The organism is Geopsychrobacter electrodiphilus DSM 16401, assembly GCF_000384395.1.
GTDB lineage: Bacteria > Desulfobacterota > Desulfuromonadia > Desulfuromonadales > Geopsychrobacteraceae > Geopsychrobacter > Geopsychrobacter electrodiphilus.
The window spans coordinates 4081486-4095149 of the sequence record NZ_ARWE01000001.1 but is presented as its reverse complement, the minus strand read 5'-3'; the positions used below and the strand labels follow the sequence as shown (position 1 = coordinate 4095149).

Here is a 13664-nt window from a genome sequence, read left to right as displayed (position 1 = left end):
TAGAACCGACAGACGTTTACGATCCCTTTTTTATAGCTCCGGAGGGCAAAAACAGCTATTGTCCCTTCAGTTTGCTCCCGCCAAACAGGAGATCAATTTCTTGCAACAAAAATCGACCGCAGCAGCCCTTTGTCTCATTTTGGCCATGCTGCTTTGGGCCAGCTCTTTTGTGGCCCTAAAAATTGCCTTCCTCAGTTACCACCCGATGCAGGTCATCTTCGGTCGCATGCTGGTCGCCAGTCTCTGTTTTCTGCCCTTTGTCCCCAGTTTTTTTCGCATCAAATGGCATCTCAGGGATCTGCGCTACCTCTTGCTGATGGCACTTTTCGAACCCTGTCTCTATTTCCTTTTCGAAGCCGAGGCCCTACAAAATACCAGCGCCTCGCAAGCCGGGATGATCACTGCCATGTTGCCACTACTCGTGGCGGTGGCTGCCTGGCTACTGCTTAAAGAAAAAATCAGCCATTTAACGCTGGTCGGCTTTTTTATCGCAATCTGCGGCGCAATAATTCTCAGCCTCGCCGCTGTAGCAACCACGCACTCACCAGCGCCACTGCTCGGCAACTTGTGTGAACTGGCGGCCATGGTCTGCGCCGCCGGCTATACCATTTGTCTTAAACACCTGAGCGGGCGCTATTCACCATTGTTTTTGACGGCAGTCCAGGCCATGATTGGCTGCATTTTTTTTGCATTTTTTCTTTTACCTCCCGATGTTGGTCTTCCGACCCATTGGGAGTTCGGTCCCGGCTTAGCAATCATCTACCTTGGGACCTTTATTACCTTTGGTGCCTATGGCCTGTTTAATTTCGGCGTTAGCCGCATTCCTGCCAATCAAGCGGCAGCTTTTGTCAACCTGATCCCGGTCTTCAGTGTTATGCTCGGTTCTTTGGTATTGTCAGAACATTTGACCAAAGGTCAATGGTTGGCGGTGCTGCTGGTTTTTATCGGGGTGTTTATCAGCCGCCAGGGTGGGCATAGATTAAATACTTAAGAAAGAGACGTCGATGGAGATCAATCTCAAGCCGATTGGGGTGATTCACTCCCCCTACAAAGAAAAGTTTGCCGTGCCACGCCAAGCTGGATTAGCTCCCAGCGTTGAAGCTGAGTTGGAGCTATTATCCCCTTATAACCAGGAAGAATTTTTTCACGGGCTTGAAGATTTCAGCCATATCTGGCTGATCTTTCTCTTTCATCAGAATCTCGGCCGTAACTGGCACCCGACCGTGCGTCCTCCACGCCTCGGAGGTAACAAACGAGTCGGTGTCTTTGCCAGTCGCTCCCCTTTCCGGCCCAACCCGATCGGTCTCTCGGCCGTCGAATTAATTGAAATTTTCCATAAAAATTCAGGTCTGGTCCTGCGTCTGCGGGGAGCCGATCTGGTTGATGGTACCCCGATCATCGATATCAAACCCTATCTCCCTTACTCAGATGCACTCTCTGACGCAAAAGGAGCTTTTGCCAAAACGGAACCGGTTTTGATCAACGTCAAATTCAGCCCTGAAGCTGAAATCGAATTGCAACGTTTACGACCAACCCACCCTCAACTCCGCAAGACAATAATCGAAATGCTGGCTCAGGATCCACGTCCGGCGTATCGCGGCAAGGGGATTGACACTCGTAGTTACGGGGTCAGAATCTATGATTTGAATTTGAACTGGAAAATGGACGGGGAGACAGCACTGGTCAGTGCCATCTCCCCGATCTGATATTTATATGCAGTCTGAACGCCAGAGACAATGGGACTGACCACAATCCGCAGCAAATCCGCTTTGGTAGCACTGCGGATTCCCTTCCTGCTTCTGTAAAGAATGAATCAATTCAACCTTGCGCAACCGTCCAGGAACAAGCCCACGATCCTTTGCCAACTGCTTGATCTCATTAAGTTTCATCAAATCACTCCTTTAGATTTCCACGCAGGTCAAACTAACCGTCCGAGCACATAATTGAGTATACCGCCGCTTCGATAGTAGGCAACCTCGTCCTCGGTATCGATACGGCAGAGAAGTTCAATCTGAATTTTCCCTCCCCCCGGTCGTTGGATCACCAGCGGCAGATGCATCTTCGCCTTCAGTTCTCCACTGAAGGGGAGACTGATCAACTCTTCACCGTTCAGCCCCAGGGTTTCGGCGTTGGCGCCTTCAACAAACTGCAGCGGCAGGATTCCCATACCGACCAGGTTGGAGCGATGGATTCGTTCATAACTTTCGGCTATGACTGCTTTGACGCCAAGAAGCAGTGTCCCCTTGGCGGCCCAGTCACGACTCGATCCAGTACCATATTCTCGCCCCGCAATCACTACCAGGGGCTGCTCCACTTCTGCATATTTCATCGCAGCATCAAAAATCGACATCGGTTTGCCATCGGGAAGATGATGGGTGAAACCTCCTTCAAGATCAGGGACCATTTTATTGCGCAGACGGATGTTGGCGAAAGTTCCGCGCATCATCACCTCATGATTACCACGTCGTGAACCGTATGAATTAAAATCGTTCTCAGCAATGCCATGCTCCTGCAGATAGAGCCCAGCAGGACTGTCGCCCTTAATTGCTCCGGCAGGGGAGATGTGATCGGTAGTGATCGAATCACCCAACAACGCCAGAATGCGAGCATTTTTAAACCCGCTGAAATCTGTCAACTGATCCGGAACTCTGAAAAAGGAGGGCTGGCGGATGTAAGTTGATTTTTCATCCCAGGCATAGGTTTGACCCTCGGGCACCGGCAATTCGCGCCACTGATCATCCCCCTCGAAGACTTCCGCATACTCATGATGAAACATTTCGGCCGCGACCAACTGAACCTTTTCCGCCACCTCGGCATTACTCGGCCAGATATCCTTGAGAAAGACAGGCTTTCCGTTGCTACCGATTCCGAGTGGTTCACTGCTCAGATCGATCCGGGTAGTGCCCGCCAGGGCGTAGGCGACGACCAGTGGAGGTGAGGCCAGCCAGTTGGCTTTGACCTGTTGATGAATTCGTCCTTCGAAGTTACGGTTTCCCGACAGGACAGAAGAAACCCAAAGATCATTTTCACTGATGGCATCGGCGATCGGCCCTTTGAGCGGTCCCGAATTACCGATGCAGGTGGTACAACCGTAACCGACAACCTGAAAGCCGAGTGCATCCAGCGCAGACTGCAGGCCGGCGGCGGCCAGATAATCGGTCACCACTTTCGAGCCCGGTGCGAGTGACGTCTTGACCCAGGGCTTACTCGTCAATCCAAGAGCCTGAGCCTTCTGCGCAACCAGACCTGCCGCCATCATGACTGCCGGGTTGGAGGTATTGGTGCAACTGGTAATCGCGGCAATCACCACGTCGCCACTGCTCATGGTGAACTCACCGACCTTTACCTGCTGATCAAGCTTATCCTCAGGCACAAACTTATCGAACGTCCGCTTCAGATCTGGCAAGGCAACCCTGTCCTGGGGCCGCTTGGGTCCAGCTAAACTCGGAACAATTGCACCCAGATCAAGTGTCAGCAGGGTCGTAAATTCTGGATCCGCTTCGCCTGACTCCCGCCAGAGTCCCTGTTCACGACAATAACTTTCGACCAGTGCAATCTGCTGCGCATCGCGACCCGTCAATTGAAGATAGTCGAGGGTGATGCGATCAATCGGGAAGAAACCGCAGGTCGCACCGTACTCAGGGGCCATGTTGGCAATGGTTGCCCGATCGGCCAGGGGCAGTTGGTCCAGACCAGGACCGAAGAACTCCACGAATTTTCCGACCACGCCGTGGGAACGCAACTGCTGAGTAACCGTCAAGACCAGATCGGTGGCGGTAATGCCTTCACGCAGGCTACCATCGAGGCGGAAACCAACCACTTCAGGGATGAGCATCGAGATCGGCTGCCCAAGCATCGCCGCCTCGGCTTCAATACCCCCAACGCCCCATCCAAGAACCCCCAGACCATTGATCATGGTGGTGTGGCTGTCGGTGCCAACCAGGGTATCAGGATAGGCAAGAATTTTACCATCCTGCTGCCGTGTCCACACCGCCTGCGCCAGATATTCAAGATTGACCTGATGGCAGATACCGGTCCCAGGTGGTACAACCCTGAAATTATCGAAAGATTTTTGACCCCAACGCAAAAAAGCATAGCGTTCGCGGTTACGCTCCATCTCGATTTCGACATTGGCACGATAAGCATTTCCACTGCCATATTGATCAACCATAACCGAATGGTCGATCACCAGATCAACCGGAATCTGCGGATTGATCTGCGCCGGATTACCACCCGCAGCCACAACCGCGTCACGCATTGCTGCCAGATCCACAATGGCGGGTACGCCGGTAAAATCCTGCATCAGCACCCGCGCAGGGCGGTATGCGATCTCAGCGCCGACCCGCCAGTTAAGAACATCCTCTAACTGCTGGTATCCACTCGTACTGCCATCCAGATTACGCAGCAGATTCTCAACCAGAATCCGAATGGTTTTCGGCAGACGCGTTAAATCAACGCCCTGCTCTTGAGCCAGAGCGCTTAAGCTGCAATAGCTGTAGGTTTGATTTTTAACCTTCAATGTTTTGTGACATGAATTTGGTTTTGGACGCATAATTTCCCCTTGGCAATAAAGTTTGGTTTCCCCCCAGTTTACCGCCTCGCGCCTTCAACGCAAAGGGGAGGACCTGATATCTTTATATTTTTTTATTTCTTTCACGCCTGAACACGTAAAAGAAAAGTACCGGGAGTCATCATCAAGGTGGGGGAGAAAGAATCTACTAAAGTTGACTTTGCTTCAGTGACTTTTACCGACGCCTATCCGTGGGCAGAGGTCGATAACCGGACACTGGCTACAATAAGGGACTGGGGCCTTGCAGCAGACGCGGCCGTGCTCAATCAGGGTGTGGCCGCATTGGGTCCAACGGCTCGCTGGCAACAGCAGACACAGATCCTTTTCAATCTGCACTGGCTCGCTTTTTCCAGTCCAGCCAAACCTTCGGCTTAAACGCCTGACATGAGTATCAACCACCATACCCGGAACGTTAAAAATATTGCCCAACACCACATTGGCGGTCTTGCGTCCAACACCCGGTAATTTAACCAGTTCACACAGCTGATTCGGAACCTCGCCAGCATGACGATCAAGTATTGCCTGTGCACACCCCTGGAGATGCCTGGCTTTACTGTGATAGAAACCAGCAGAGTGAACTAATTCTTCAACTTCAGCTACCTCTGCTGCCGCGAGTGATGCAGGAGTAGGCAGCTGCCTGAAAAGGTCCTCAGTCACCAGGTTGACACGCTTATCAGTACACTGGGCCGAGAGAATTGTTGCGACCAGCAGTTGCCAGGCGGAGGAATAAACTAGAGCACAGCTAGCGTCAGGATAGATTTGCTCAAGCCTATTGAGCAGAGATTCGGCTTCGCGGGTGGTTGGCATGTTATTTTTCCCACAAAGAAGAAAAGTGCTGTAATTGAGAGTTATTCTCTCTTTTCACAGGTTTATCCACAGGGGGTACCATTCAACTTGTTGCCGGCCTCATCCGCGGCTCGGCAACCTCGGGCACCTTCAGATATACCCGCGTATCAGTCAATTCCAGGGTTGCGATCACTGGCAGATGGTTTGAAATGCTACGAATTTCCTGAGCGGAAACGACCTGCCCAGCCAAGGCGCGAATCGGGCCACGCAGATAAAAACGATCACGTGGCCAAAGCGGGAAGGTCGCGGGATAATTTGCCCCCCAGGTAGGATAAGGCACTGGCTTGAGCCGTTGCCTCAATAACCACTGTCCACCACCCCAGATTGGCAGGCTGAAATCGCCAGCAATCAGGAGGGCACAGGGGAGACGAGCCCCGAGCAGATCGTCACTGAAAAGTCGGACAATCTGTTGCCTCCGAAGTGCCGGATCTGTATTGAGTTGGATGTTAAATAAATGAATCCGTTTGTCCACCAGAGTCAGGTCAGCTCTGGAACAACAGCCGTTGCCCCCCAGATTTAAGGTCTGCAGAGCGGTGAGGGGATGTCGACTAAGAAAACCACAATTTTCGCCGTCACCATAGGCCTGTAATCCAGTTTCCCTGGCCAGCACCAGGAGAAGGTCGGCTGTCAGGTACTGCAGATAGACCAACTCAGGTCGCTGTGCCCTGAGCATCTGCGCCAACACCGCAACATCTCGTGCTGTGGTGCCCTTTAGCGCATAAGTCATAACCCGCAGGATTGACATCTTTCCTCCACCTTCAAACTAGGCTGTTGATTATAGAAGGCCCGGCAAGAAATCTCAATGACACAAAAAAAAGCAGGGCGAAAAGCTGGCCCTGCATTTGAGCATATACTAACTGTCGATTACTTTCCGATTCGTTTGATCGACTCAATAATAACCAGTGGTTCTGGCAGGTTTTGAAACAGAGCATTCGTTCGTATGGTCCGACTATGGCCAATCTTATCAACCACATCCATCCCTTCAACCACCTTACCAAAAACAGCATACCCATAAGTTTGCGCGCTGGTGCCACTATTGTTCAGGAAGTCATTATCGATCAGATTGATAAAGAATTGGCTTGTACCACTGTCAACCACCGAGGTCCGTGCCATAGCAATTGTGCCACGGGAATTTTTTAAGCCATTAGTCGCTTCATTCTTGATCGGTGCTGCGGTCGGTTTATGCTTAAGGTTCTGGTCGAAACCGCCACCCTGAATCATAAATTTATCGATCACGCGGTGAAAGACGGTGCCATCATAAAACCCGTTGTCGACATACTGCAGAAAATTTTCAACACTCAATGGAGCCTTATCGCGATCAAGCTCAAGCTTGATGTTTCCAACAGATGTTTTCATTTCAACCAGCTCGCCAGCGACAGCGGGAGCACAAAAAATTCCGAGCAGAATCAGGGTCAGAACTATTTTCTTCACACTTACCTCCTTATAAACATGTCAGAGAGCTTCCGGGCGCAGATCACGCAACATCAAGTCGGTGACGGCCTGTCGTGGATCCTTGTTCTCATAAAGAATCAGGTACATCTGTTCAATAATCGGGGTATCAACCCCCATTCTTTGCGCCAGCTGATAAGCCGAAAGCGTCGTTTTGACTCCCTCGGCGACCATCTGCATTCCCGCCATAATTTCACTCAGCTTTTTCCCACGACCAAGCTCAATCCCCACCGTCCGGTTACGCGAAAGATCACCTGTACAGGTTAGGACCAGATCCCCCATGCCACTGAGACCGGAAAATGTGGCTGCTGCTCCACCCAAGGCGATGCCCAAACGGGTCATCTCAGCCAGTCCTCGCGTAATCAGCGCAGCCCTTGAGTTGAACCCGAAGCCAAGACCATCTGAAACTCCGGCAGCAAGGGCAATAACATTTTTCATCGCGCCGCCGAGTTCAACTCCGATGATATCATCATGGGTGTATACCCGGAAATAATCGGTGGAAAAAATCTCCTGAATCTCTTCGGCTACTGCAATATGTGTCGCGGCAGCCACAACTGCAGTCGGGATCTTGAGGGCCACTTCACGCGCAAATGAGGGCCCGGAGAGAAATCCAGTCTTTTTTCGTAAACGCTCAGGGAGAAGTTCACTAATCAGTTCAGACATCAGCCTCAAACTGCCATTTTCAATCCCTTTTGCTGCCGAAACCAAGAGCGTTCCTGGTTTAAGATAATCCACCAGCCCAAGCAATACCGATCGCATCACTTGTGAGGGGCAGACAAGCAGAACCATATCAGCACCCTCAACAGCCAAACCAAGGTCTGAACTAAATTTCAAAGCTGACGCTAATTTGATACCAGGGAGATAGAGTTCATTTTCATGACTGATTGTCATTCGTGAGACAAGTTCTGATTCATAGGCCCAAAGGGTTGTTTCATGCCCCTTGTCCGCCAACAGCTGAGCCAGGGTTGTTCCCCAGCTGCCTGCGCCGATAACGGCACATTTGCAGGTTCTGGTCTGATTCATCAAAGTACCTTCTTTTTGCGGGCCATGCGTTGTTTAAGCCGCTGAATTTTTTGCTTCAGAAGATCCTGCCGTGGATAGCGGGTTAATTCCGAGAACGCCTGTAAAGCCTCTTTTAGATGTTCCTTCTCCTCAAGCATCTCGGCCAGGCGAAAACTCGCTTCCTGGCCAATCGGGCGCTCCGCAAATTCTTTGCTGACCCGCTCAAAGCCTTCCCGAGCCTTCTTCCGCTGCTTGCCGAGCAACCAGGCATTTGCCAGGCGATACTGGGTGATTGCCCTTAATTCACTCTGCGGGTAACTCGTGAGCAGTGATTCGAATTCAATAGCTGCCTGCGCCCAGTTTTTTTGCTGCACGTAACAGTCGGCAATTTCGTAAAGATTGGCGTCACCATTCTCATGGCTCTGTTCTATCATACGCTGGTATATCGGTATCGCCTGACCACAGTCATCCAACCGATATTTTGTCAACTCGGCAGCCGCGTGCTGCGCCTGGGAGAGAAACTGGCTCTTGGGGTAATTTTTTTCCAGTTGCAGATAAGCGATCAGCGCACGCTGATCATCCCGCAAATCGAATTGCTGGATCCGACCACTACGGTATAGAGCCTCTGCCGTTAATTCACTCATAGGATAATCGATAACAAGCTCAGTATAACGCTGCAGTGCTTTTTTAGGAATATTCTGCTGTTCAAGACGAATGCCCTGCCGCAATAAAGCAGCAGGGCGATATTCAATCCAAAGGCGGTATGAACCGATGGCAATAAAACCGATCAATAACAGACCACCGACCAGAATAGATCGACTTTTTTTACTCCTGCTCGTCCTCAAATCCTTCTGTAAAGTCCTCTTCAGCTTCTGTGGACTCATCATGCTCTACTTCTTTCTCCGCCAGCTTTGCTACCGACACAATATGTTCGCCTGCCTCTAGGACCATCAGACGCACACCCTGCGTATTACGGCCAATAATTGAAAGGTTTCCGACCCGAGTTCTCAGAACCTTGCCACCGTTGGTGATAAACATCAGATCAGAGTCTTCATCAACCATCTTGATGTCGACGACCTGTCCATTGCGCTCGGTCGTCTTGATGGTAATAACCCCTTTGCCACCGCGGCTCTGAACCCGATATTCATCAATTTCAGTACGTTTACCATAACCGTTTTCAGTCACGGTCACCAGGGTAGCTGCTGTATTATCACTTACGACCTGCAGTCCAATCACCCGGTCTCCCTTCACGAGAGTCATGCCACGCACACCGCGACCGACGCGACCGATAGCACGGACATCCGTCTCGGGGAAGCGGATCGATTTTCCGTAGTGAGTCGCCAGTAGAATATCCATGTTGCCGTCGGTAAGGCGGGTCGAGATCAGCGAATCCCCTTCGTCGATATTCACGGCGATTATTCCGCCAACACGAGGGCGAGAATAGGCCATCAATTCCGTCTTTTTGACCACGCCATTACGTGTCGCCATGACAATGTAGCGGTCTTCAATAAACTCCTTGACCGGCAATATGCTGGTGACCGATTCGTTCTGCTCCAGCTGGAGCAGATTAATGATCGCCTTACCTCGAGAAGCGCGACCTCCTTGGGGAATTTCATGCACCTTGAGCCAATAGGCCCGCCCAAGGCTGGTAAAAAACAGAATATAGGAGTGGGTCGAAGCGATGAACAGATGCTCGACAAAATCCTCTTCCTTGGGTCGCATCCCGGTCTGACCTTTGCCGCCACGACGTTGCGAACGATAGAGCGAAACAGCATTACGCTTGATATAACCAGTGTGTGATACCGTCACCACCATATCCTCATCGACGATCATATCCTCCAGGGTCAGATCGGCGGTTCGGTCGAGAATTTCGGTCCGGCGCGGATTGGCAAACTGAGCCCTGATCGTCACCAGCTCATCGTGAATGATCTTAAGAATTTCAATCTCGCTGGCAAGAATCTCTTTCAGGCGGGTGATTTGAGCCATAACTTCATTCAGCTCATTGAGAATCTTGTCACGCTCGAGGCCGGTCAAACGATGCAGACGCATATCAAGAATCGCCTGCGCCTGAATATCACTGAAGGTGAAGCGTGCGATCAGTTTCTCTTTGGCTTCGGCGGGGTTGGCCGAGGTTTTGATGAGCTGGATAACCTCATCAAGATTGTCGAGCGCAATCTTCAAACCTTCGAGGATATGGGCTCTGGCTTCGGCCTTTTTAAGTTCATAAATGCAACGGCGGGTAACAATTTCACGGCGGTGATCAATAAAGAAATCAAGGGTTTCACGCAGGGCAAGAATCCGTGGCTGGCCCTTGACGATCGCCAACATGATAATACCGAAGGACGACTGCATGGCTGTCATCTTGTAGAGCTGATTGAGGATGACGCCTGGCACCATATCCTTCTTCAGTTCAATACAGATCCGCATCCCTTCACGGTCCGATTCATCCCGCAGATCAGAAATACCTTCAATTTTTTTAGTTTTAACCAGTTCGGCGATCTTCTCTATCAGCCGCGCTTTATTAACCTGGTAGGGAATCTCGGTGACAATAATTTTTTCGCGTCCGGTACGCCGATCGACTTCAACCAGCGCGCGCGCGCGCATCTGCACAATACCGCGCCCGGTGCTATAAGCCTCACGAATCCCTTCCCGGCCGTTGATGAAGCCTGCCGTCGGGAAATCGGGACCTGGTATAAGACCTATCAACTCTTCAAACTCAATGCGTGGATTCTCGATGATTGCGAGCAAACCATCGATCACCTCACCCAGATTGTGCGGTGGAATTTTGGTCGCCATGCCGACCGCAATCCCTTCAGAACCATTGACCAGCAGATTGGGAAACTTACACGGTAAAACCAGGGGTTCTTCGAGAGAATCATCGTAGTTAGGTCCGAAATCTACGGTCTCTTTATCGATGTCGGCCAGCAATTCATGCGCAAGTTTATCCATCCGAATTTCGGTATAACGCATGGCTGCAGCGGAATCACCATCGACCGAACCGAAGTTCCCCTGACCATCCACCAACGGATGACGCATCGAAAAATCTTGGGCCATCCGTACGATGCTGTCGTAAACCGCGGTGTCACCGTGTGGATGGTACTTACCGATGACGTCGCCGACAACCCGCGCTGATTTTTTATAGGGTTTATTGAAATCATTATTCAGATCGTGCATCGCGAAAAGGATGCGCCGGTGTACCGGTTTGAGCCCGTCACGAATGTCGGGCAGAGCGCGCCCGACAATAACGCTCATCGCATAATCCATATACGATTTACGCATTTCGTCTTCTATATTTACGGTTACTTTATTTTGTTCGGTAAGCATCTATTTTCCTCCGGAAAATAAGGAAAAAGGAAAAATGTCAAAATGAGAAAGAGAGCTAAACACTTCAACCCCTCTCCTTTGACAATTTTCCCGTTTTTTAAACGTCAAGATTGGCAACATTCAAGGCATTGCGTTCGATAAATTCGCGCCGCGGCTCGACTTGATCCCCCATTAATACCGTAAATATTTCATCTGCTTTGACTGCATCCTGAATCGTTACCTGCAGTAGAATCCGCTTCTCCGGATCCATTGTGGTCTCCCACAATTGCTCGGGGTTCATTTCACCAAGGCCTTTGTACCGCTGAATATACTGCCCTTTTTTAGCACGAGCCAGAAAATGCTCAAGCAGTTCCTGACGACTGAGGACCTGAACATTAGTTCTTTCTTCATAGTTGATTGTAACTGGTTCCCCATCGCAAATTTCTTCAACCTGTTTATATGCTTGCAAAAGCAGCTTGTACTCATGGGACGAAAGTATTTCAACCATTTGACGATCAATACGTGCATGCAAATTACCAAGAGTCACCAAAATTCGATCGGGGTCTTGCATAACTTCGCATTTTATGTCGGGTTGTATCGCAAAGAGACTATCAGCGAGAGGTTGTAGTGATTGATGATCGGCATAACCGTTGCGTATATGCCCACGCACTAGAATTTTCAAAATCTCGACCGGAACCCCTCTGTTTGATACCTTTTCGAAAATTTTATTGAATTCAATTATATTTTTTAAGGTGGGGATAATCTGCTTGCCGCGGGTCACCTTTCCGCTACTAAGTTCAACCGTAGCCCCATCAACTCCTGTATCCAGCAGGTATTCAAGCAGTGCTTCGTCATCTTTAAGATAGAGTTCGCGTTTCCCTTTTTTGGCTTTAAATAACGGTGGTTGCGCAATATAAAGGTGACCGCGTTCAACCAGTTCCGGCATCTGCCGAAAGAAAAAAGTCAACAACAGGGTACGAATGTGCGAACCGTCGACGTCGGCGTCGGTCATGATAATGATCCGGTGATAACGCAATTTCGAAACATCAAAATCATCTTTACCAATACTGGTTCCCATGGCGGTGATGAGGGTTCTGATTTCATTGGATGTCAGCAGTTTATCAAACCGGGCTTTCTCTACATTGAGAATTTTCCCTTTAAGCGGAAGAATCGCCTGATAACGACGCTCTCGCCCTTGTTTTGCGCTACCTCCGGCCGAATCGCCCTCGACCAGGTAAATCTCACAAAGCGCGGGATCCTTCTCCTGACAATCCGCCAACTTGCCGGGCAGGGAGAGACCGTCCAGTGCCCCTTTGCGTCTCGTTAAATCACGCGCCTTGCGCGCCGCCTCTCTGGCGCGGGCTGCATCAATGCCTTTTTCGAGAATTTTACGCGCAATCTGCGGATTTTCTTCGAGATAGGTTGCAAGTTTTTCATTCACCAGAGACTCAACAAATCCCTTTACATCGGAATTTCCCAATTTCGTTTTTGTCTGACCTTCAAATTGAGGTTCAGACAGTTTGACCGAAATTACCGCAGCGATTCCTTCACGCAAGTCATCGCCAGAGATTGCGACCTTAACATTTTTAAGAAGATTATTAGCTGTCGCGTAGGAATTCATTGTCCGGGTTAAAGCAGCTTTAAAACCGCTTAAATGAGTGCCCCCTTCATGGGTGTTAATATTATTTGCGAAAGAAAAAATTTTCTCGTCATAGCTATCGTTGTATTGAATAGCAACCTCAATATCTACACCTTCCCTGGTACCTCGCACGAATATAGGTGCAGGATGTAATGATGATTTGGCTCTATTTAAATATTCAACAAATGAACAGATTCCCCCTTCGTAGAAAAAATCATTAACCTTTTCAGTACGATCATCATGAATGATAATTCTGACCCCGGCATTTAGGAAAGCAAGTTCTCGTAATCGTTGGGAGAGAGTCTCGAAAGAAAATTCAGTCGTTTCAAAAATGTCATCATCAGGCCAAAAAGTAATTCGCGTGCCGCGCTTTACAGTATCACCCTCTTCTTTTAATGGCATGACGGGAACGCCAATTCGATAATCCTGTCGATAAATTTTATTATCTCTTCTTATTTCGAGTTCCAGTTTTTTTGACAAAGCATTGACGACCGAAACGCCAACACCATGCAATCCACCTGATACTTTATAAGAATCGTTATCAAATTTACCGCCTGCATGTAAAACAGTCATAACAACTTCAGCGGCTGCTTTATTTTCGGCTGCGTGCCAATCGACGGGGATACCACGACCGTTATCCTCAACCGTTACTGAATTATCTTCGTGAATTGTAACCTTTACACTGTCACAATGACCTGCCAGGGCTTCATCAATCGAATTGTCTACCACTTCATAAACTAAATGATGAAGACCTGCGGTACTGGTTGATCCTATATACATAGCCGGTCTTTTACGAACAGCAGATAGTCCTTCTAAAACTTTAATGCTGTCCGCTTTATAACTTCCACTCATTTA

General features: G+C 49.6%; 11 protein-coding genes. 2 read left to right on the top strand and 9 right to left on the bottom strand.

Annotated features, from left to right (window positions below):
* The first annotated feature begins 100 nt into the window (after window positions 1-100).
* Both D888_RS0119455 and tsaA read left to right on the top strand, forming a co-directional pair.
* A complete protein-coding gene (locus tag D888_RS0119455; RefSeq protein ID WP_026362508.1) occupies window positions 101-991 on the top strand; it encodes a DMT family transporter in 891 nt (296 codons plus the stop codon).
* Window positions 992-1004: 13 nt separating this feature from the next.
* Window positions 1005-1706: a tRNA (N6-threonylcarbamoyladenosine(37)-N6)-methyltransferase TrmO gene (tsaA, locus tag D888_RS0119450; RefSeq protein ID WP_020678247.1), complete on the top strand. Its 702-nt coding sequence runs from the start codon at window positions 1005-1007 to the stop codon at window positions 1704-1706.
* Window positions 1707-1709: 3 nt separating this feature from the next.
* Here tsaA and D888_RS0119445 read toward each other — a convergent pair whose 3' ends face one another.
* From D888_RS0119445 to gyrB, 9 genes are all read right to left on the bottom strand, one after another.
* Window positions 1710-1889, bottom strand: a complete 180-nt coding sequence (locus D888_RS0119445; protein ID WP_020678246.1) for a Rho termination factor N-terminal domain-containing protein — start codon at window positions 1887-1889, stop codon at window positions 1710-1712.
* A gap of 29 nt (window positions 1890-1918) precedes the next feature.
* Window positions 1919-4552, bottom strand: a complete 2634-nt coding sequence (acnA, locus tag D888_RS0119440; protein ID WP_020678245.1) for an aconitate hydratase AcnA — start codon at window positions 4550-4552, stop codon at window positions 1919-1921.
* A gap of 183 nt (window positions 4553-4735) precedes the next feature.
* Window positions 4736-5377, bottom strand: coding sequence for an endonuclease III (nth, locus tag D888_RS0119435; protein WP_020678244.1), 642 nt, complete (start codon window positions 5375-5377; stop codon window positions 4736-4738).
* Window positions 5378-5459: 82 nt separating this feature from the next.
* Window positions 5460-6161, bottom strand: coding sequence for an endonuclease/exonuclease/phosphatase family protein (locus D888_RS0119430; RefSeq protein WP_020678243.1), 702 nt, complete (start codon window positions 6159-6161; stop codon window positions 5460-5462).
* Window positions 6162-6280: 119 nt separating this feature from the next.
* Window positions 6281-6847, bottom strand: a complete 567-nt coding sequence (locus D888_RS0119425) for a peptidylprolyl isomerase A (protein WP_020678242.1) — start codon at window positions 6845-6847, stop codon at window positions 6281-6283.
* 21 nt (window positions 6848-6868) lie between these two features.
* Entirely contained in the window at window positions 6869-7888 is a 1020-nt protein-coding gene (locus D888_RS0119420; RefSeq protein WP_020678241.1) for an NAD(P)H-dependent glycerol-3-phosphate dehydrogenase, read from the bottom strand.
* The gene (locus D888_RS0119415) at window positions 7888-8754 is read right to left on the bottom strand and encodes a tetratricopeptide repeat protein (protein ID WP_083928928.1); all 867 of its coding nucleotides are present in this window, start codon (window positions 8752-8754) and stop codon (window positions 7888-7890) included. The genes D888_RS0119420 and D888_RS0119415 overlap by 1 nt, the downstream gene beginning before the upstream one ends.
* Window positions 8693-11191 (bottom strand): DNA gyrase subunit A, encoded by a 2499-nt coding sequence (gyrA, locus tag D888_RS0119410; protein WP_020678239.1) that lies wholly within the window; start codon window positions 11189-11191, stop codon window positions 8693-8695. Before gyrA ends, D888_RS0119415 begins: the two co-directional genes overlap by 62 nt.
* 97 nt (window positions 11192-11288) lie before the next feature.
* Window positions 11289-13661, bottom strand: coding sequence for a DNA topoisomerase (ATP-hydrolyzing) subunit B (gene gyrB / locus D888_RS0119405; protein ID WP_020678238.1), 2373 nt, complete (start codon window positions 13659-13661; stop codon window positions 11289-11291).
* Between the last annotated feature and the right edge of the window lie 3 nt (window positions 13662-13664).